This window comes from Streptomyces sp. NPDC059649 (assembly GCF_042734445.1).
GTDB lineage: Bacteria > Actinomycetota > Actinomycetes > Streptomycetales > Streptomycetaceae > Streptomyces.
Window position 1 is genome coordinate 1 of record NZ_JBHWDV010000088.1, and the last position, 20,055, is coordinate 20,055.

The window sequence follows — 20,055 nt, forward strand, 5'->3', positions numbered from 1 at the left end:
GCCGCCCGGCCGCCCGGCCGAGCCTCCCGTATGCCGCCGCCCCCTACAGCGCCCTACGCCGCCGAGGCCATTTCCTGTTCCTCGGACCGTGTGCTGACGGCGACCCGGGGCACGAACCTGACGTGCGGGTGGCCGGGGCGCAGGTCGATCTTGAGGCGGAGGCCACCGACCCGGGCGAGGATCAGGCCGATGAGGGCCGCGGCCGCCATGGAGATCAGGCCGCCGGTCAGGAAGCCGATGCGGGCGCCGAAGGCATCGGTGATCCAGCCGACGATGGGGGCGCCCAGCGGGGTGCCGCCCATGAAGACCATCATGAACAGGCTCATCACCCGGCCCCGCATCAGCGGATCCGTGGCCATCTGGACACTGGAGTTGGCGGTGACGTTGATCGTCAGGCCGACCATGCCTATCGGGGCGAGCAGTGCCGCGAACACCCAGAAGGACGGGGCGAGTGCGGCGGTGACCTCCAGGAGGCCGAAGAGCAGCGCCGCGCCCACCAGCAGCCGCAGCCGCGAGCTGCCTCGGCGGGCCGCGAGCAGCGCGCCGATCAGCGAGCCGGCCGCCATCAGGCCGTTGAACAGCGCGTACGTGCCGGCGCCCTGGTGGAAGACGTGGTAGACGAACGCGGTCAGCCAGATCGGGAAGTTGAAGCCGAAGGTGCCGATGAACCCGACCAGAACGATGGGCCATATCAGGTCGGGACGGCCGGACACATAGCGCAGGCCCTCACGCAGCTGGCCCTTGCTGCGCGGAACGCGGTCGACCTTGTGGAGTTCGGCGGTCCGCATCATCAGCAGACCGGCGACCGGTGCCACGAAGGACAGGCCGTTGAAGAGGAAGGCCCAGCCGCTGCCGAAGGCGGTGATCAGAACACCGGCGACGGCCGGACCTATCAGGCGCGCGGACTGGAAGTTGGCGGAGTTGAGGCTGACGGCGTTGCGCAGTTCGTCCTGGCCGACCATCTCCGATACGAACGCCTGGCGGGCCGGGTTGTCGACGACGGTGACCATGCCGAGCAGGAAGGCGACCAGGTAGACGTGCCACACCTGGACCTGGCCGGTGAGCGTGAGCACGGCGAGGGCGAGGCCGGTGAGGCCCATCGCGGACTGGGTGAGCAGCAGCAGCTTGCGCTTGGTGAAGCGGTCGGCGATCACCCCGCCGTAAAGGCCGAACAGCAGCATCGGCAGGAACTGCAGCGCGGTGGTGATACCGACCGCGGCGGAGGACCCGGTGAGGCTGAGCACCAGCCAGTCCTGGGCGATGCGCTGCATCCACGTCCCGGTGTTGGACACCATCTGCCCGGTGGCGAACAGCCGGTAGTTACGAATCCGCAGAGAGCTGAACGTGCCCTTCCGCGGTGAGGCGGATGAGGCGGGCGAGGCGGGAACGCCGCCCCCGGTGGCTATTCCGGTGGCTGTTCCGGTGGCTATTCGCGCACGACGGCCGGCACGGGAGCCTGCGACGGCAGGGGTGCCCGTGGCGGAATTGGCACCTGCGGCGGTACGAGCACCTGAGGCGGTACGGGCGTCCGCGGTGGGCGCGGCCGCATCGGCCGAGGGCGTGGTGACCGAGGTGGCTGCGGTGACCACGGCGGGCGCGGCCGCGTCGGCCGGAGCGGAGGCCCCCACGTTCGCGTCCTCGCGAACCGTACCGCCAGAAACGATGTGGTCAGGGGCCGTGTCGTCAGCAACCACGTCGTCAGAAACGACGGGGTCAAGAACCGAGTCGTCGTGAATCGTGTAGTCGTGGGAGTTCGGTGCGGGGGCGGAGTGTGCTCCGGATCCCGTACTCAAAGTGGGTTCGCCTCCTCGGCCTCGTGTTCGCTACAGCTGTGCCAGCTTCTCCAGTACGGGCGCGGCGGCCCGGAGCTTGGCCCACTCGTCCTCGTCCAGTCCGGAGGCCAGCTCGGCGAGCCAGGCGTTGCGCCGGCGGCGGCTCTCCTCCAACATCGCCTCGGCCTCTTCGGTCTGGGTGACGACCTTCTGGCGGCGGTCGTCGGGGTGGGGCTCCAGCCGGACCAGTCCCTTGGCCTCCAGCATGGCCACGATGCGGGTCATCGACGGCGGCTGCACATGCTCCTTGCGTGCCAGCTCGCCGGGGGTGGCGTGGCCGCACCGGGCCAGCATCCCGAGCACCGACATCTCGGTCGGCGTCAGCGATTCGTCCACCCGCTGATGCTTCAGACGGCGGGACAGGCGCATCACGGCGGACCGCAGGGCATTGACCGCGGCCGCGTCCTCTGGGGAGCCCTCCCCGCCTTCCGGCTGGGAGTGGGACAGTTCCGGCATGGTCTTTAGCATAACTCATTACCCTCTCTAAGGAAAGCGAGGAGGTGCTGCTCCCCGCGGATCACCCATACGAGTGAGGACGCGGCGGAAAGTGACACACCTGACCGCTCGGGGGCGGGACCGTGTCCGTATGGGATCGCGAGTGCTCAGCCTGCGCGTGGACGGGGAGCTGCTGGAGCGCATTCAGCAGCACGCCGCAAAACGCGGAATGAGCGTCCAGGACTATGTCGTCCGGACGCTCATCCGCGAAGACTTCGACGAACGCTTCAAATCCTCGGTCGACGAGACCAAGCGCCTCGGCGTCTGGGGCGCGACCACCTGACAATCCCGCAAGCGATTGACGATCCGGCAGGCGATCGGCGAACGATCACCCGGACGTCGGGAAGTGGCCGCCCGGACGCCAGGAAACGGCCACCCGGTCACGTCATCCAGGAATCGAACGGCCACCTGGGCACCCAGGGGGACATCCCGGGGCATCCAACCCCCGCCCCAAGACCCAGAACGGCTGCCTCAAAACCCAGAACGGACACCCCTAAAAACTTCACTCTCCGCTACAATCTGACGGGAACGAATAACTCTCCGTGTTCGTTGCCGTAGAGGAAGGAGGCAGGCGGCGGGGGAGGCGGCGCCGGCGACTACTTGCCGCCTACTGCTTGCTACTTGACCCCGAGCGCCAGCTCGATCGGGTGCAGCAGGAAGTAGACGAGGAAGCAGAGGCCGACGACGTCCAGCAGCCACGGGATCTGCTTGAAGCGCCCGGTGGCGGTCCGCAGCAGGATGTACGCGAGCACGCCGATGCCGATGCCGTTGGTGATGCTGTAGGTGAACGGCATCGAGATGATCGTCAGGAATGCGGGGATCCCGACGGTGGAGTCACCCCAGTCGATACCCCGCACGTTGGCAGCCATGATCAGGAAGCCGACGACGAGGAGCGCGGGGGTAGCGGCCTGCGAGGGCACCACCGTCGCCAGCGGCGTGAAGATCAGCGCCAGCAGGAAGAGGCCGCCGGTCATCAGGTTCGCCAGCCCGGTCCGGGCCCCCTCGCCGACACCGGCCGTGGATTCCACGAAGCAGGTGTTGGCGGAGGCGGAACCGAAGCCGCCGCCCGCAACCGCGATGCCGTCGACCATCAGGATCCGGCCCATGCCCGGCAGGTTGCCGTTCCCGTCGGTCAGTCCGGCTTCCTCGCCGACGCCGATGATGGTGCCCATCGCGTCGAAGAAGCCGGAGAGCAGCACGGTGAAGACGAACAGGCAGCCGGTGAGCACGCCGACTTCCTTGAAGCCGCCGAAGAGGCTGATGTGGCCGATCAGTCCGAAGTCCGGGGCGCCGATGATCTTGTCCGGGACGTTCGGGACCGCCAGGCCCCACGCCGCGTCCGGGGTGTTGGTGACCGCGTTGATGATGATCGCGACGACGGCCATGGTGACCATGCCGATCAGGATCGCGCCCTTGGTCTTCCGTACGACCAGCACGAACATCAGGGCCAGGCCGATGACGAAGACCAGCACCGGCCAGCCCTTGAGCTGACCGCCCTGGCCCAGCCCCATCGGGACGGTGGTGTGCGCGGCGTCCGGGTTGCGGCTGACGAAGCCGGAGTCCACCAGGCCGATCAGCGAGATGAACAGGCCGATGCCGATCGCGATGGCGCGCCGCAGCCCGTTGGGGATCGCGTCCATCACGCGCTGCCGCAGGCCGGACGCGACCAGGATCATCAGGACCAGACCGGCGAGCACGACCATGCCCATCGCGTCCGGCCAGCTCATCTTGGGGGCGAGCTGGAGCGAGACCACGGCGTTGATGCCGAGGCCGGCGGCGATGGCGATCGGGACGTTGCCCATCACGCCCATCAGGACGGTGCTCAGGCCGGCCATCAGGGCGGTGGCGGTGACCAGCTGCCCGTTGTCGAGATGGTGGCCGAACTTGTCGACTCCGGAGCCAAGGATGATCGGGTTCAGCACGATGATGTAGGCCATCGCGAAGAACGTGGCCAGTCCGCCGCGGAGTTCACGGCTGACCGTGGACCCCCGCTCGGAGATCTTGAAGAACCGGTCGAAACCGTTCTTCGGGGGCTGCGGGGGCGGGTTCTCGAGGGTGTCGACCGGCGTGGTGGCCGAGGGGGACATGCGGGACCTCAGTCGGACGGGCCTGGGCAGGCGCAGGGGCCCAAGGGCCCGGAACACGTACAGAGACATCACTAACCGGATCACGTTGGATGAATCGACGATCCAAACCAGTCAGATCCAGAAAGGTTCAGTATGAATAAACAATGCGTTGATCGCTATCTCCGCGCGTAGACCCTTGGTGGGCCCTTGGCGGGCAAGGGTTGTGCCCCATGGCAAGTCTGGTGGAAGGGTGCCCGACCGGTCCCCGTAAGCTGAGCACTATGTGGAAGAAGTCCGAACTGCGCGAGGCCCCGGCGCCTCTTGAGGGCCCCGTCGTCGGCACGATCACCGGCGGCACCATCATCTGGTTCGTGCTCTTCCTCGGTCAGCTCCCCTTCTACGGCTGGTTCGCCGACCAAGGCCACACCTGGTGGGTCTGGACCTGCCTGGCCGGCGGCGGGCTCGGCCTGCTGGGCATCTGGTACGTCCGTAAGCGGGACGCCGCCATCAAGCGTGACGCGGCGGCCAAGCGGGCGGCGACCATCACGGATGCGCGCTGACCGCGGCGATCATCATGGGCGCGCGCTGACCGTCCGGTCGTCCGGGGCGCCTCTCCCCCCTTTTGTTCCCCTTCTTGTCCCTGTTTCCCCTTCCGGTCCGCTTCTCGTGCGGGCGCTCAGTCGACGGGTAATCCGGGCATTCCGCCCGTAACGTCGAGGGCATGACGGAGCGGGGCAGAACCGGAACCGAGCATCCCGTATCGAGTGACCCGAGCGGCGAACCGGGTGGCGAGCCGGGTGCCGGGCCGAGCGGTGAATCGATCGTCGAATTGGGCGGCGAATCGAGCGTCGAAGCGGGTGGCCGGAAATCGACCGATGGTGAACCGGGGGCTGAGGGGGCACCGGGGACCGGTGGTGAACCGGGGGAGTGGAGTGAGCGTGCGCCCGGCGGGCCCACTGCCTCGGTGGCGGACGGGCCGGGCGAAGCGAGCGACCGCGAGCCGATCGATCGTGAGCCGACCGACTGCGACTCCGCGGCGGCCAATCGGGAACGGCCCGATCGTGAGCCGACCGGCTCCCCAGCGGCCAACCCGGAACCGCCCGCCCGTGAGCCGACCGAATGCGACTCCGTGGCGGCCGCCGGGGAACGGCCCGATCGTGAGCCGGCCGACACCCCGACGGATCACGAGCCCGCCGACCGGCCCCCAGTCGCCCCCGCCCCCGGCAGTCGCCCACCCCACCCCAGCCCCCACGCCAGCCTCCGCCCCAGCCCCAGCCTCCGCCCCGGCTCGCTGGCCGGACTGGCCCCCGAGGAAGTTGCTGAGCGCGTCGCGCGGGGTGAGGTCAATGACGTGCCTGTGCGGTCGTCGCGGTCGGCTGTTGAGATCGTCCGGGCCAACGTCTTTACGCGCTTCAACGCGATCATCGGCGTGCTTTTCGCGATCATTCTCGTCGTCGGGCCGATCCAGGACGGACTGTTCGGGTTCGTGATCGTCGCCAACACCGGCATCGGCATCGTGCAGGAACTGCGCGCCAAGAGGACCCTCGACAAGCTGGCGGTCATCGGCGAGGCGCAGCCGACCGTCCGCCGGGACGGCACCGCATCACGTATTCCCACCTCCGAGGTCGTCCTCGACGACGTCATCGAGCTCGGGCCCGGCGACAAGGCCGTGGTGGACGGCGAGGTGGTGGAGACCGACGGGCTGGAGATCGACGAATCGCTGCTCACCGGTGAGGCCGACCCGGTGGTGAAGAAGCCCGGGGACCCGGTGATGTCCGGCAGCTTCGTGGTGGCCGGCGGCGGTGCCTTCACCGCGACCAGGGTCGGCCGCCAGGCGTACGCCGCTCAGCTCGCGGAGGAGGCCAGCCGTTTCACCCTGGTCCACTCCGAACTGCGCACCGGGATCAGCCGGATCCTCAAGTACGTGACGTGGATGATGATCCCGACCGCGCTCGGGCTGATCCTCAGCCATCTGCTCACCCTCGGGCTGTCCGGCGACGCCGCGATCCGCCGGATGGTCGCCGGAATCGTCCCGATGATTCCCGAGGGGCTGGTGCTGCTGACCTCCGTGGCCTTCGCCATCGGTGTCGTACGGCTCGGCCGCAAACAGTGCCTGGTCCAGGAACTCCCCGCCATCGAGGGGCTGGCCCGGGTCGATGTCGTCTGCCTGGACAAGACCGGCACCCTCACCGAGGGCGGCATGGACGTCTGTGACCTGCGCATCCTCGACCGCACCGACGCGTCCCCCGCGACCACGCCCCACGTCAACGAGCCCCCCACCGCCACTCCCGCCCCCACCCCCTCCGCCAACGAACCCCCCGCCCCCACGCCCTCCACCCACACGCCCTCCACCCACACCCCCTCCCTGGACGAGGCCTACGTCCGGCAGGTCCTCGGTGCCCTTGGTGGTGCCGACCCCCGGCCCAACGCCTCGCTCCAAGCAGTTATCGACGCCTACCCTGCGGACGGGTCCTGGCGTTGCACCCAGTCACTGCCGTTCTCGTCCGCCCGCAAATACAGCGGCGCGTCCTTCAACGACCCGCACGGTGAGTCCAGCACCTGGCTCCTGGGCGCCCCCGATGTCCTCCTGCCGCCGGCGGACCCCGCCCTCACCGAGACCGACGACCTCAACGCCCAGGGCCTCCGCGTCCTCCTCCTCGCCCGCGCCACCCGGGAGCTGGACGATCCCGAGGTCGCCCGGGACGTCCGCCCGACCGCGCTGGTCGTTCTGGAACAGCGGCTGCGCCCCGACGCGCCCGACACCCTGCGCTACTTCGCCGAGCAGCGGGTGCACGCCAAGGTCATCTCCGGCGACAACGCGGTCTCGGTGGGTGCGGTCGCCGGCAAACTCGGGCTGTCGGGCGCCGACGCCCCCGTGGACGCCCGCCGGCTCCCCCAACTCGCCACCGGGCGGGACGCGTTGGCGAATGCACTCGACGAGGGCACGGTCTTCGGCCGGGTCACGCCGCAGCAGAAGCGCGACATGGTCGGCGCCCTCCAGTCCCGCGGCCACACGGTCGCGATGACCGGTGACGGCGTCAACGACGTGCTCGCCCTCAAGGACGCCGACATCGGCGTCTCCATGGGCTCCGGCTCCGAGGCCACCCGCGCGGTGGCGCAGATCGTGCTGCTCAACAACAGCTTCGCGACCCTTCCTTCGGTGGTTGCCGAGGGCCGCCGCGTCATCGGCAACATCACGCGCGTCGCCACGCTCTTCCTCACCAAGACCGTCTACTCGGTGCTGCTCGCCATCCTGGTGGCCTGCTGGCAGATTCCGTACCCGTATCTGCCCCGCCACCTCACCCTGCTCTCCACGCTGACGATCGGTGTGCCCGCCTTCTTCCTGGCGCTCGCCCCGAACAAGGAACGCGCCCGTCCACACTTCGTCCGCCGGGTCATGCGCTACGCGATCCCCTCCGGCCTCATCACCGGCCTGGCCGCCTTCGCCACCTACCTCCTGGCCCGCGCCCACTACACCGGCCCTGGTTCCCTCGCCGCCGAGACCAGCGCCGCGACCCTGACCCTCTTCCTCACCGCGCTGTGGGTCCTGGCGATCATCGCCCGCCCCTACACCTGGTGGCGGATCGCCCTGGTCCTCACCATGGCCGTGGCCTTCCTCGTCGTCCTCGCCACTCCCTGGCTGCAGGCATTCTTCGACCTCCGCCTGGTGGGCACGACGATGCCGTGGGCGGCCGTCGCCATCGCCGTCGTGGCCTCGGCCCTGCTGGAACTCACCTGGCGCCGGATCGCCCGCAACTTCCCCGCCTGAGCCCCACGGGCCCGTAGGGCCATGGGCCCGTAGGTCCGTACGCCTCCGCGGGTATCTCATCCGGGTCACAGAACCCGTGCCGCCATGGCGCCCCCGTTCGCCTCCCCCTACGCTCCGCCCCATGAAGCCGATGACGGGGGACCTCGCCTACGAGCTACTGGCCCGTGGCTCCCACCACACCCACCACTACCACCACAGCGGCACCTACGGAGGCGGCGGCGACGGCGTCCTCGACTGGTGGGAATGGCTCATCCTGGCGATCGGCATCATCGTCGTGATCTGGGCCGTGGTGAAGAAGTTCAGCTCGGACTGACGGGGCGTCCGGCGGCGGGTGCCGGCCCGGCTTACGACAGGAGACTCGTGGTCGCACGACCGGACTCGTAGCCGTACGACAGGACTCGTAGTCGTAGGACACGACTCGTAGGACACGACTTACGCGTACGGCAGGGCTCGTAGGCGTACGGCCTGACGGGGCGCGTCCCGCTTGGAGGGTGGCGGGCTTCGGACGGCGGAGTCAGTCATCTACCGCGCTGCCGACACCGGCCGCCCACCCCCGCGGCGCGGGAGGGTATCGGGGCCCCCTTGGTCACAGGTGGGAGGGCCCTTGGTCGGATCGGCCCATCACCTCCCGCGCCAGTTGGATCAGGTCCGGGATGCGGGGGTGGCCCGGGGCGTTGCGCCAGGCGAGGAGGACGGGGACGGGTGGGGCTTCGGGGAGGGGGATGTAGGCGATGGCGGGGTGGGGGTACATGTCGGCGGTGGCGGTGGTGGTGACGCCTACGGCGCGGCCGGCGGTGATGGCGGCGAACCAGTCGTCCTGGTTGGCGATGGGGAGGGTGGACGTGGGGCGGGCCGTGGCGGGCCACAGGTCGAGGGTGGTGGTGCCGGAGACGGTGTTGAGGGCGATGGTGCGGGAGGAGAGGTCGGTGAGGGAGAGGGAGGTGCGGCCGGCCAGGGGGTCGTCGGCGGGGAGGCCGGCGACGCGGGGTTCGGTGGTCAGCCGGGCGGTGAGCAGGTCGGGGGCGTTGACCTCGCCGCGGAGCAGGGCCGCGTCCACGTCGCCGCGGGCGAGGCCGGCCGTGCGGTCGTCGATGCGGAGGAGTTCGAGCGGGGTGTCGGGGTGGGCCTGCTGCCAGCGGCGGAGCAGGGCGGTGGTGTCCGTACCGGCGGCGGACCAGGCGTGGCCCAGGCGGAGCGGCCAGGCGGGGTGCCGGCCGAGGCGCAGGGCGCGGTCGAAGGCGGTGACGGCGATGGCCGCCTGGTCGCGGAAGGCGGCGCCGTCGGGGGTGAGGGCGAGGTGGTGGGTGGAGCGGTCGACGAGCCGGAGGCCCAGTTCCTGTTCGAGCTGGCGGAGCGTGCGGGAGACGGCGGGCTGGGTCAGGTGCAGGCGGTCGGCGGCGCGGGTGATGCTCAGGGTGTCCGCGATGGCGAGAAAGCAGCGGAAGTGACGCAGCTCGATGGTCATGCGCGCGGAGCATAACAAGGGGGAGAAAGGCATTTCACGGACCGGATGAGCGGGCTTTAGCGTGGGGATGTGCATGCTTCTGCCGATGGTCCTCAGGGACGCAAATCCGCCACCTCCCTCCCCTTTGACAACTCTTCCGCTGTTGCGCCCCGTGAGGGGGCATCCGGCGCGTCCGTTACGGCGGGTGCCACCGCGTTGACCTCCGGGGACGTGGCGGTTCCGCATGCTGTGCCGGCCTCGCCGGAGGTGCTGACGGCGGAGGCCGGGGCCGCGGGTGCCGGTGCCGCGGGGGCGCGCGGGCGGATCGGGTCGGTCGCGCTGGTGATCGGCGGCATCGTGTCGCTGCAGTTCGGGTCGTCGGTGGCGGTGCTGCTCTTCCCGCGGGCCGGGGCGCTCGGGGTCGTCACGCTGCGGCTGGTCGTCGCCTCGTTGGTGCTGCTGATCGCCTGCCGGCCCAGGGTGCGCGGCCACTCGCGGGGCGACTGGGGGACGGTGCTCGCCTTCGGGGTGGCCCTGGCGGGGATGAACTCGCTCTTCTATCAGGCGATCGACCGGATTCCGCTGGGTGCGGCGGTCACGCTGGAGTTCCTCGGGCCGCTGGTCCTGTCGGTGGCCACCTCGCGGCGGCTGCTCAGCCTGTTGTGGGCGGCGCTGGCGTTCGGCGGGGTGGCGCTGCTGGGGCGTGCGGGGTTCGACGGGCTGAATCTGGTCGGCGCGGGGTGCGCGCTGGCCGCCGGTGGGCTCTGGGCCGCGTACATCCTGCTCTCCGCCCGTACGGGGCAGCGCTTCCCGCAGGCGGACGGGCTGGCGCTGGCGATGACCGTCGCGGCGTTGCTCAGTCTGCCGCTCGGTATCGTCAGCGCGGGTGCCGCGCTGGTCGACCCGGTCACGCTGGGGCTGGGGGCCGCGGTGGCGTTGATGTCGTCGGTGCTGCCGTACACGCTGGAGCTGCTCGCCCTGCGCAAGCTGCCGGCCTCGGGTTTCGCGGTCATGATGAGTCTGGAGCCGGCCGCGGCGGCGACCGCCGGGTTCCTGGTGCTGGGCCAGGCGCTGGGGTGGCCGGAGATCGTGGCGATCGGGCTGGTCGTCGTGGCGAGCGTGGGGGCGGTGCGGTCGGCGGCACGGTAGGGGCGTACGCCGCCCGGTCAGGGGCGTTCGCCGCCCGGTAGCGGGCCGGATGACCGGACCAGGGCCGTGGGACGCTCCGCGTCCGCCGGGATCGCGCATCTGGTCGTAGCCGAAAATCATTCACGCATGCTTGATTGTTTCTCCCCGCGCTGGCACCCTCGGACCGCGCAGTCGTCCAGTCGAAGTCGTGAGCCAACGCGCCCCGCTGTGCAGCCAGTTGGGGTCGACGAGGGGAGTGCCCCGTGTCCGATCGTGACCCCGGTGCCGTACCGGCGGACCTCCTGGCGGATCTCCTGAAGGATCTCCGGGCGGAGAGCGAGGAGCTGGACGCGCTGGTGGCCGGGTTGCCGGCCGGGCGGTGGGCGGAGGCGACGCCCGCCGAGGGGTGGACGATCGCCCATCAGATCGCGCATCTGGCGTGGACGGACCGGCAGGCGCTGCGGTCGGCGACCGACCCGGAGGGGTTCGTGCGGGCCGCGCGGGAGGCGCTCGCCTCGCCGCTGACCTTCGTCGACGAGGCCGCGGAGGCGGGCGCCGCGGTGCCGCCCGCGGAGCTGCTCGCCGACTGGCGGGCCGGCCGCGAGCAGCTGCTCCGGGTGCTGGCCGAGCGGCCGGCGGGGGAGAAGCTGCCGTGGTTCGGGCCGCCGATGAGTGCCCCGTCGATGGCGACCGGACGGCTGATGGAGACCTGGGCGCACGGGCAGGACGTCGCCGATGCGCTGGGCGTCGCCCGGCTGCCCACCGCGCGGCTGCGGCATGTCGCCCGGATCGGCGTACGGGCCCGGGACTTCTCCTACGCCGCTCATCACCTCACGCCGCCCGCCGAGGAGTTCCGGGTCGAGCTGCGGGCGCCGGACGGGACGGTCTGGGCGTACGGGCCGGCCGGGGCCGGGCAGCGGGTGACCGGGGACGCGCTGGAGTTCTGTCTGCTGGTGACCCGGCGGGCGCACCGCGACGACCTGCCGTCGGTGCGTGCCGAGGGGGCGGAGGCGGAGCGCTGGCTGGGGATCGCCCAGGCGTTCGCCGGCCCGCCGGGGAAGGGCCGCGCGCCCCGGACCGGGGGTGCCACCGCGTGAGCGGGGGCGGCGGGCCGCTGCGGATAGGCAATGCCTCCGGCTTCTACGGCGACCGGTTCAGCGCGTTCGAGGAGATGCTGACCGGCGGGCCGCTCGACGTCCTGACCGGCGACTACCTCGCCGAGCTCACCATGCTGATCCTCGGCCGGGACCGGCTGAAGGACCCCTCGCGCGGTTACGCCAGGACCTTCCTGCGGCAGCTGGAGACGTCGCTGGGGCTCGCGGTCGAGCGGGGCGTGCGGATCGTCACCAACGCCGGTGGGCTGAATCCGGCCGGACTCGCCGATGCCGTACGGGAGTTGGCGGCGAAGGTCGGGGTGCCGGTGCGGGTGGCGCATGTGGAGGGCGACGATCTGCTGGCGCGGAGGCGGGAGTTCGAAGGCTGGGGCGAGGGGGTGCTCACCGCCAACGCGTATCTGGGCGGCGAGGGCATCGCGGCCTGTCTGCGGGCCGGGGCGGACGTGGTGATCACCGGGCGGGTCACGGACGCCGCGCTGGTCAGCGGGGCCGCGGCGGCGCACTTCGGCTGGGCGCGGACGGACCGGGACCGGTTGGCGGGGGCGGTGGCGGCCGGGCATGTGCTGGAGTGCGGGGCGCAGGCGACCGGCGGCAACTACTCGTTCTTCGCGGCGCATGACGTGCGGCGGCCCGGTTTCCCGCTCGCGGAGATCGCCGCGGACGGCTCGGCGGTGATCACCAAGCATCCGGGGACCGGCGGGGTGGTCGACACCGGGACGGTCACCGCGCAGCTGCTGTACGAGACGGCCGGTGCGCGCTACCCGGGACCGGACGTCACCACGCGGCTGGACACCGTACGGCTCACCCAGGACGGCCCGGACCGGGTGCGGATCGACGGGGTGCGCGGGGAGGCGCCGCCGCCGGACCTCAAGGTGGGGCTGACCCGGCTCGGCGGCTGGCGCAACGAGGTCACCTTCGTGCTGACCGGACTGGACATCGAGGCCAAGGCGGAGCTGGTGCGGGCGCAGATGACCGCGGCCTTCGACGCGGCGGGCCGGCGGCCGGCCGAGGTGCGCTGGACGCTGGCCCGGACGGACCGGGCCGACGCCGATGTCCAGGAGGAGGCCGGTGCGCTGCTGCGGCTGGTGGTGCGGGACGCCGACCAGGACGCGGTCGGGCGGGTGGTCAGCGGCGCCGCGGTCGAGCTGGCACTGGCCAGCTACCCGGGTTTCCATCTGACCGCGCCGCCCGGTAAGGGGTCCCCCTACGGGGTGTTCGAGGCGGTGCCGGTTCCGCAGGCGGAGGTGCGGCAGGTGGCCGTCCTCCCGGACGGGGAGCGGGTCGCGGTCCCGCCCGTGACGGAGTCGGCCGCGCTCGCACCGGTGCCGGAACCGCCGCTGCCCGCCCCGCTGCCCGTCACCGCCACCCGGCGGGCGCCGCTCGGCCTGGTCGCCGGGGCCCGCAGCGGCGACAAGGGCGGCGCGGCGAACGTCGGCGTCTGGGCCCGTACCGACGCGGCCTGGCGCTGGCTGGCGCACACCCTCACCGTCGACCGTTTCCGCCGCCTCCTGCCCGAGACCGCCGGTCTGCCCGTCGCCCGTCACGTCCTGCCGCGGCTTGGGGCCCTCAACTTCACCGTCGACGGGCTGCTCGGCGAGGGCGCCGCGGCCCAGGCCCGGTTCGACCCGCAGGCCAAGGCCCTGGGGGAGTGGCTGCGCGCCCGGCATCTGGACATACCCGAGGAGCTGTTGTGACCGTACTGGGAACCGCGCTCGACACCGCCGGTCCCGGCCACGCCGAGCGGCGGACGGCGATGCTCGCCAAGCTGGCCGAGATCGAGGCGGAACACGCCAAGGCGTTGGCCGGCGGCGGGGAGAAGTACGTCGCCCGGCACCGCAAGCGCGGCAAACTGCTGGCCCGTGAGCGCATCGAGCTGCTGCTCGACCCCGACACCCCGTTCCTGGAGCTGTCGCCGCTGGCCGCCTGGGGCAGCGACCATGCGGTGGGTGCCTCGCTCGTCACCGGCATCGGGGTCGTCGAGGGCGTCGAGTGCCTGATCACCGCCAACGACCCGACCGTGCGCGGCGGCGCCAGCAACCCGTGGTCCCTGAAGAAGGCGCTGCGCGCGAACGAGATCGCGTTCGCCAACCGGCTGCCCTGCATCAGCCTGGTGGAGTCGGGCGGCGCGGACCTGCCTTCGCAGAAGGAGATCTTCATCCCGGGCGGCGGCATCTTCCGCGACCTCACGCGGCTCTCCGCCGCCGGGATCCCGACCGTCGCCGTGGTCTTCGGCAACTCGACCGCCGGCGGCGCGTACATCCCGGGCATGTCCGACCACGTGATCATGGTGAAGGAGAAGGCCAAGGTCTTCCTCGGCGGGCCGCCGCTGGTGAAGATGGCCACCGGCGAGGAGAGCGACGACGAGTCCCTCGGCGGCGCCGAGATGCACGCCCGCACGTCCGGGCTCGCCGACCACTTCGCCGTCGACGAGCAGGACGCCCTCCGGCAGGCCCGACGGGTGGTCGCCCGGCTCAACCACCGCAAGGCGTACGGCGATCCCCGGGTCGCCGAGCCGCCCAAGTACGACCCCGACGAGCTCCTCGGCATCGTGTCCGACGATCTGAAGGTGCCCTTCGACCCGCGCGAGGTCATCGCCCGGATCGTCGACGGCTCCGACTTCGACGAGTTCAAACCGCTGTACGGCGCCAGTCTTGTCACCGGATGGGCCCGGCTGCACGGCTATCCGGTCGGGGTCCTCGCCAACGCGCAGGGCGTGCTCTTCAGCGAGGAGTCCCAAAAGGCCGCGCAGTTCATCCAGTTGGCGAATCAGCGCGACATTCCGCTGCTCTTCCTGCACCACACCACCGGCTACATGGTCGGCAAGGAGTACGAGCAGGGCGGCATCATCAAACACGGCTCGATGATGATCAACGCGGTCTCCAATTCCCGGGTGCCGCATCTGTCCGTCCTGATGGGGGCGAGCTACGGCGCCGGCCACTACGGCATGTGCGGCCGCGCCTACGACCCCCGTTTCCTCTTCGCCTGGCCCAGCGCCAAGTCCGCCGTCATGGGCCCGCAGCAGCTCGCCGGCGTCCTCTCGATCGTCGCGCGGCAGTCCGCCGCCGCGAAGGGGCAGCCGTACGACGAGGAGGCCGACGCCGCGCTGCGCGCCATGGTCGAGCAGCAGATCGAGGCCGAGTCGCTGCCGATGTTCCTGTCCGGCCGGCTCTACGACGACGGCGTCATCGACCCGCGCGACACCCGCACCGTCCTCGGCATCTGCCTGTCCGCGATCCACACCGCACCGTACGAGGGCGCCCGCGGCGGCTTCGGCGTCTTCAGGATGTGACCCCGATGATCACCAGTGTTCTTGTGGCGAACCGCGGCGAGATCGCCTGCCGCGTCTTCCGCACCTGCCGTGAGCTGGGCATACGTACCGTCGCCGTGCACTCCGACCCGGACGCGGGCGCGCTGCACGTGCGCGAGGCCGACCTCGCCGTGCGCCTCCCGGGTGCCACGCCCGCCGAGACCTACCTGCGTGCCGACCTCGTCGTGAAGGCGGCGCTCGACGCGGGCGCCGACGCCGTGCACCCCGGTTACGGGTTCCTGTCCGAGAACGCCGGGTTCGCGCGGGCCGTCGTCGATGCCGGGCTGGTGTGGATCGGGCCGCCGCCCGAGGCGATCGAGGCGATGGCGTCGAAGACCCGGGCCAAGGAGCTGATGGGCATCGCGCCGCTGGCGGAGGTGACCGAGGCCGAGCTGCCGGTCCTGGTGAAGGCCGCCGCCGGCGGGGGCGGGCGCGGTATGCGTGTCGTACGCGAACGCGCCGATCTGGAGGGCGAGTTGGCGGCGGCCCGGGCCGAGGCGCGGTCCGCGTTCGGGGACGGTTCGGTGTTCGTCGAGCCGTATGTCGAGGGCGGGCGGCATGTCGAGGTGCAGGTGCTCGCCGATGCGCACGGCACCGTGTGGGTGCTCGGGACACGGGACTGCTCGCTGCAGCGCCGCCATCAGAAGGTGATCGAGGAGGCGCCCGCACCGGATCTCGTACGCGGTGTAGCGGATGCCGTACGGGAGATGGCGGAGCGGGCCTGCCGGGCCACCGGCTACCGAGGTGCCGGCACCGTCGAGTTCCTCGTCGCCGACGGAGCCGGCGGGCCCACCGCCCACTTCCTGGAGATGAACACCCGGCTGCAGGTCGAACACCCCGTCACCGAGGCCGTCTTCGGCATCGACCTGGTCGCGCTGCAGCTGCGGGTCGCCGAGGGCGAGGCCCTGGACCCCGAACCTCCGGAGCTGCGCGGGCACGCCGTCGAGGCCCGCCTGTACGCCGAGGACCCGGCCGCCGGCTTCGCCCCGCAGACCGGGACCCTGCACCGCCTCGCCGTACCGGACTCCGTCCGCCTCGACACCGGCTACACCGACGGCGACACCATCGGCGTGCACTACGACGCCATGCTCGCCAAGGTCGTCGCGCACGCGCCCACCCGCGCCGCCGCCGTCCGGGCGCTCGCCGGGGCGCTGGAGCGGGCCGAGGTGCACGGCCCGGTCACCAACCGCGACCTGCTCGTACGGTCCCTGCGCCACCCCGAGTTCACCGCCGGGCGGATGGACACCGGCTTCTACGAACGGCACCTCGCCGAGCTGACGACCCCCGACGAGGACCCCTGCGCGCCGCTCGCCGCCGCACTGGCCGCGGCAGTGCAGGGCCATCGCTTCGGCGGCTTCCGCAACCTCCCCTCCCAGCCCCAGGTCAAGCGCTACCGCTCCGAGCCCGCCGGCACCGAGCACGAGGTCCGCTACCGGCACACCCGCGGCGGACTCGAAGCCGACGGTGTGCGCGTCGTGCACGCCGCGCCGGACCGCGTCGTGCTCGAAGTGGGCGGTGTGCAAAGGAAGTTCACCGTCGCCGCGTACGGGGACCGGGTGTACGTCAACGGTCTCGCCCTCACCGCCCTGCCCCGGTTCGCCGACCCCCGCGAGCAGCGCGCCCCCGGCTCCCTGCTCGCGCCCATGCCCGGCACCGTCGTCCGCGTGGCCGAAGGGCTCGCCGAGGGCGCCGCCGTCACTGCCGGGCAGCCCCTGATCTGGCTGGAGGCCATGAAGATGGAGCACCGCATCTCGGCTCCCGCCGCCGGAACGCTCACCGCCCTGCACGCCGCCGTCGGCCGTCAGGTCGAGGTCGGCGCGCTGCTGGCCGTCGTAGACGTCGCGGACCCCGCGGACGTCGTACAGGAGGGAACGCCCGCATGAGCACCGTCCTCGAAACCGAAGAGCACCAGGCCCTGCGCGCCGCCGTCGCGGCGCTCGGCAAGCGGTACGGCCGCGACTACCTGACCCGTGTCGTCGACGCCGGCGGTCATCCCGCCGAGCTGTGGACCGAGGCGGCCAAGCTCGGCTACCTCGGCGTGAACCTCCCGGAGGAGTACGGCGGCGGAGGCGGCGGAATCGCCGAACTCTCCATCGTCCTGGAGGAGTTGGGTGCGGCCGGCTCGCCGCTTTTGATGATGGTGGTCTCGCCCGCGATCTGCGGCACCGTGATCGCCCGCTTCGGCACCGAGGAGCAGAAGCGGGCCTGGCTGCCTGGTCTGGCCGACGGCTCCCGCACCATGGCGTTCGGCATCACCGAGCCCGACGCCGGCTCCAACTCGCACCGCATCACCACCACCGCCCGCAAGGACGGCGCGGACTGGATACTCAACGGCCGCAAGGTCTTCATCTCCGGCGTGGACATCGCCGACGCCACCCTCATCGTCGGCCGCACGGAGGACGCGCGCACCGGCCGCCTCAAGCCCTGCCTGTTCATCGTGCCGCGCGACACCCCCGGCTTCGGCCGCAGCCACATCCGGATGGAACTGGCCGCCGCGGAGAAGCAGTTCGAGCTCACGCTGGACGAGGTGCGGCTGCCCGCCGACGCCCTGGTGGGCGGGGGCCCCTCCCACGCCTTCGGCAGTGGGGGAGAGGACGCCGGGCTGCTGCAACTGTTCGCCGGGCTCAACCCCGAACGCATCATGACCGCCGCGTTCGCCCTCGGCATGGGCCGCTACGCCGTAGACCGGGCCGTCGACTACGCCCGCACCCGCCAGGTGTGGAAGGAGCCGATCGGCGCCCACCAGGCCGTCGCCCACCCGCTCGCCCAGGCCCACATCGAACTGGAACTGGCCCGGTTGATGATGCAGAAGGCCGCGCACCTCTACGACGCCGGTGACGACCTGGCCGCCGGTGAGGCCGCGAACATGGCCAAGTACGCGGCGGGGGAGGCCTGTGTGCGGGCCGTCGACCAGGCCGTGCACACCCTCGGCGGCAACGGCCTCACCCACGAGTACGGCCTGGCGTCGCTGATCACCGCCTCCCGGGTCGCCCGGATCGCACCGGTCAGCCGCGAGATGATCCTCAACTTCGTCTCGCACCAGACCCTGGGGCTGCCCAAGTCGTACTGAGGGGCGATGATCCTGTGCCGGGGGCGGGCGACAGCGACATCCGCCTCCCCCCGCACCGCCCCCGGAAAGAACCTGCGGCGCGCATGCGCCCGCCGCCAGGGAAAGGAGTTCGACCGCCCGATGACCGACGCACCCGCGACACCGCTGGTGAGGCGCTCCCACGAGCGCGGTATCACCACCCTCACGCTGGACTCGCCGCACAACCGCAACGCGCTCTCCGCCCGGCTGGTGGCCGAACTGCACCAGGCGCTCGCGGACGCCGCGGCCGACGACGGCACCCGGGCGGTCCTGCTGACCCATACGGGCACGACGTTCTGCGCCGGCGCGGACCTGTCCGAAGCGACGTCGGGCGCGGCGAAGGACGGGCCGCTGGAGCTGGCCCGGCTGCTACGGGCGATCGTGGCCCTGCCGCGGCCCGTCGTCGCCCGGGTCACCGGCCATGTCCGCGCCGGTGGCCTCGGGCTGCTCGGCGCCTGCGACATCGCGGCGGCGGGCCCGGCGGCCACCTTCGCCTTCACCGAGGCCCGGCTGGGCCTCGCCCCGGCCGTGATCTCCCTGCCGCTGCTGCCGCGCATCGAGGCGCGGGCGGCGGGCCGCTACTACCTGACGGGCGAGAAGTTCGGCCCGGCGGAGGCGGCCAGGATCGGGCTGGTCACGCTCGCGGCCGACGATGTCGACGCCGGTCTGGCCCCCGTACTGGAGGGCCTGCGCACGGGCTCCCCCCAGGGGCTCGCGGCCTCGAAGAAGCTGGTCACCGCGGAGGTGCTGGCCGCCTTCGACCGTGACACGGACGCGCTGGCGGAAGAGTCCGCGCGGCTGTTCGGCTCCGCGGAGGCCCGCGAGGGCATGACCGCCTTCCTGGAACGACGGGCCCCGGCATGGGCGCGCTGACCCCGGCCCGCGGCGGCCACACCGGCGACGAGCCGCGGACGGGTGGCCGGCCACGGACGGGCGGGCGGCCGCAGACCGGCAACGAGCCGCAGCAGGAGCGCAGCCGCGCCACCCGCCGCAAGCTGCTGGAGGCCGCGATCTCCTGCCTCGCCGAGCGCGGCTGGAGCGGCAGCACGGTGTCCGTCGTCGCCGAGCGCGCGGGCGTCTCCCGCGGCGCCGCCCAGCACCACTTCCGCACCCGCGAGGACCTCTTCACCGCGGCCGTCGAGCACGTCGCGGAGAAGCGTCAGGGGGCCCTGAAGGCGGTGGCGCACAACCTGCCGCCGGCCGGGTCGATCGCCCGTACCCGGATCATCGTCGAGGAACTCGTCGGCCTCTACACGGGGCCGCTGTTCCGGGCGGCGCTCCACCTGTGGGTGGCCGCCTCCGACGAGGAGCAGCTCCGCGAGCGGGTCACCGCCCTGGAGGCCCGCGTCGGCCGGGAGGCCCACCGTACGGCGGTGGCCCTGCTCGACGCGGACGAGTCGGCCCCCGGCGTCCGCGAAACGGTGCAGGGCCTGCTCGACATGGCCCGCGGCCTGGGCCTCGCGAACCTCCTGACCGACGACTCGGCACGTCGGGAACGGGTGGTGGAGCAATGGTCCCAGCTCATCGACGCGGCCCTGCGCTCGCCGCGGGCTTGACCCCCACGTACCCGTCTGCGGCGCCGCGGGGCTAGCTCACCGTTCCGCTGCGCTTTGCGGCGCCGCCCACGTACTTGGCCGTCCCGCCGCGGGGCTCGCTCGCCGTTCCGCTGCGCTTTGCGGCGCCCCGCACGTTGTCGGCCGTCCCGCCGTGGGGCTTCTCGCCGTTGCGCCTGGCGGCGGGCGTGGTGTTTTCGGGTGCGGTGACAGCCCTACAGACTTCGTCCTCCGGTCTGTCCCCTCCCGTTGGTGGGT

At 71.9% G+C, this 20,055-nt stretch carries 17 protein-coding genes; 12 read left to right on the forward strand and 5 right to left on the reverse strand.

Annotation, left to right across the window (positions count from 1 at the left end):
* Positions 1–53: 53 nt before the first annotated feature.
* Both ACFV1J_RS38745 and ACFV1J_RS38750 read right to left on the reverse strand, forming a co-directional pair.
* The gene (locus ACFV1J_RS38745; protein ID WP_385866444.1) at positions 54–1,406 is read right to left on the reverse strand and encodes an MFS transporter; all 1,353 of its coding nucleotides are present in this window, start codon (positions 1,404–1,406) and stop codon (positions 54–56) included.
* A 417-nt stretch (positions 1,407–1,823) separates the two neighbouring features.
* A complete protein-coding gene (locus tag ACFV1J_RS38750) occupies positions 1,824–2,288 on the reverse strand; it encodes a MarR family winged helix-turn-helix transcriptional regulator (RefSeq protein ID WP_030814340.1) in 465 nt (154 codons plus the stop codon).
* 130 nt (positions 2,289–2,418) lie between these two features.
* Between ACFV1J_RS38750 and ACFV1J_RS38755 the strand changes: the two genes are divergently transcribed.
* Positions 2,419–2,610, forward strand: coding sequence for a ribbon-helix-helix protein, CopG family (locus ACFV1J_RS38755; RefSeq protein ID WP_385866411.1), 192 nt, complete (start codon positions 2,419–2,421; stop codon positions 2,608–2,610).
* 334 nt (positions 2,611–2,944) lie between these two features.
* Here ACFV1J_RS38755 and ACFV1J_RS38760 read toward each other — a convergent pair whose 3' ends face one another.
* A complete protein-coding gene (locus tag ACFV1J_RS38760; RefSeq protein WP_385866413.1) occupies positions 2,945–4,414 on the reverse strand; it encodes an NCS2 family permease in 1,470 nt (489 codons plus the stop codon).
* A gap of 260 nt (positions 4,415–4,674) precedes the next feature.
* Between ACFV1J_RS38760 and ACFV1J_RS38765 the strand changes: the two genes are divergently transcribed.
* From ACFV1J_RS38765 to ACFV1J_RS38775, 3 genes are all read left to right on the forward strand, one after another.
* On the forward strand, positions 4,675–4,953 hold the full coding sequence (locus ACFV1J_RS38765; protein WP_385866414.1) for a DUF2530 domain-containing protein: 279 nt from the start codon (positions 4,675–4,677) through the stop codon (positions 4,951–4,953).
* A 731-nt stretch (positions 4,954–5,684) separates the two neighbouring features.
* Positions 5,685–8,162 carry an HAD-IC family P-type ATPase gene (locus ACFV1J_RS38770; RefSeq protein ID WP_385866447.1) on the forward strand — a complete coding sequence of 826 codons (2,478 nt, stop codon included), beginning with the start codon at positions 5,685–5,687 and terminating at the stop codon, positions 8,160–8,162.
* A 121-nt stretch (positions 8,163–8,283) separates the two neighbouring features.
* Positions 8,284–8,475, forward strand: coding sequence for a hypothetical protein (locus ACFV1J_RS38775; RefSeq protein ID WP_385866416.1), 192 nt, complete (start codon positions 8,284–8,286; stop codon positions 8,473–8,475).
* Between the two features lie 273 nt (positions 8,476–8,748).
* On the opposite strand, the gene ACFV1J_RS38780 is transcribed toward ACFV1J_RS38775, so the two are convergent.
* The gene (locus ACFV1J_RS38780) at positions 8,749–9,627 is read right to left on the reverse strand and encodes a LysR family transcriptional regulator (RefSeq protein ID WP_385866418.1); all 879 of its coding nucleotides are present in this window, start codon (positions 9,625–9,627) and stop codon (positions 8,749–8,751) included.
* 228 nt (positions 9,628–9,855) lie between these two features.
* Here ACFV1J_RS38780 and ACFV1J_RS38785 point away from each other — a divergent pair, with 228 nt between their 5' ends.
* The 8 genes from ACFV1J_RS38785 (at position 9,856) to ACFV1J_RS38820 (ending at position 19,800) form a co-directional block, all read left to right on the forward strand.
* Entirely contained in the window at positions 9,856–10,755 is a 900-nt protein-coding gene (locus tag ACFV1J_RS38785; RefSeq protein WP_385866419.1) for a DMT family transporter, read from the forward strand.
* 242 nt (positions 10,756–10,997) lie between these two features.
* Positions 10,998–11,831, forward strand: a complete 834-nt coding sequence (locus tag ACFV1J_RS38790; RefSeq protein ID WP_385866421.1) for a TIGR03084 family metal-binding protein — start codon at positions 10,998–11,000, stop codon at positions 11,829–11,831.
* A complete protein-coding gene (locus ACFV1J_RS38795; protein WP_385866423.1) occupies positions 11,828–13,543 on the forward strand; it encodes an acyclic terpene utilization AtuA family protein in 1,716 nt (571 codons plus the stop codon). Before ACFV1J_RS38790 ends, ACFV1J_RS38795 begins: the two co-directional genes overlap by 4 nt.
* Positions 13,540–15,138: an acyl-CoA carboxylase subunit beta gene (locus ACFV1J_RS38800; protein ID WP_385866424.1), complete on the forward strand. Its 1,599-nt coding sequence runs from the start codon at positions 13,540–13,542 to the stop codon at positions 15,136–15,138. Before ACFV1J_RS38795 ends, ACFV1J_RS38800 begins: the two co-directional genes overlap by 4 nt.
* A gap of 5 nt (positions 15,139–15,143) precedes the next feature.
* Positions 15,144–17,039, forward strand: coding sequence for an acetyl/propionyl/methylcrotonyl-CoA carboxylase subunit alpha (locus ACFV1J_RS38805; protein ID WP_385866428.1), 1,896 nt, complete (start codon positions 15,144–15,146; stop codon positions 17,037–17,039).
* Entirely contained in the window at positions 17,036–18,226 is a 1,191-nt protein-coding gene (locus ACFV1J_RS38810; RefSeq protein WP_385866432.1) for an acyl-CoA dehydrogenase family protein, read from the forward strand. Before ACFV1J_RS38805 ends, ACFV1J_RS38810 begins: the two co-directional genes overlap by 4 nt.
* Before the next feature lie 120 nt (positions 18,227–18,346).
* Entirely contained in the window at positions 18,347–19,117 is a 771-nt protein-coding gene (locus ACFV1J_RS38815; protein WP_385866436.1) for an enoyl-CoA hydratase family protein, read from the forward strand.
* Positions 19,105–19,800 (forward strand): TetR/AcrR family transcriptional regulator, encoded by a 696-nt coding sequence (locus tag ACFV1J_RS38820; RefSeq protein ID WP_385866439.1) that lies wholly within the window; start codon positions 19,105–19,107, stop codon positions 19,798–19,800. The genes ACFV1J_RS38815 and ACFV1J_RS38820 overlap by 13 nt, the downstream gene beginning before the upstream one ends.
* Positions 19,801–19,831: 31 nt before the next feature.
* Here ACFV1J_RS38820 and ACFV1J_RS38825 read toward each other — a convergent pair.
* Positions 19,832–20,055, reverse strand: a 224-nt coding sequence (locus ACFV1J_RS38825; protein WP_385866441.1) for a hypothetical protein, incomplete at its 5' end; no start/stop codon positions are given.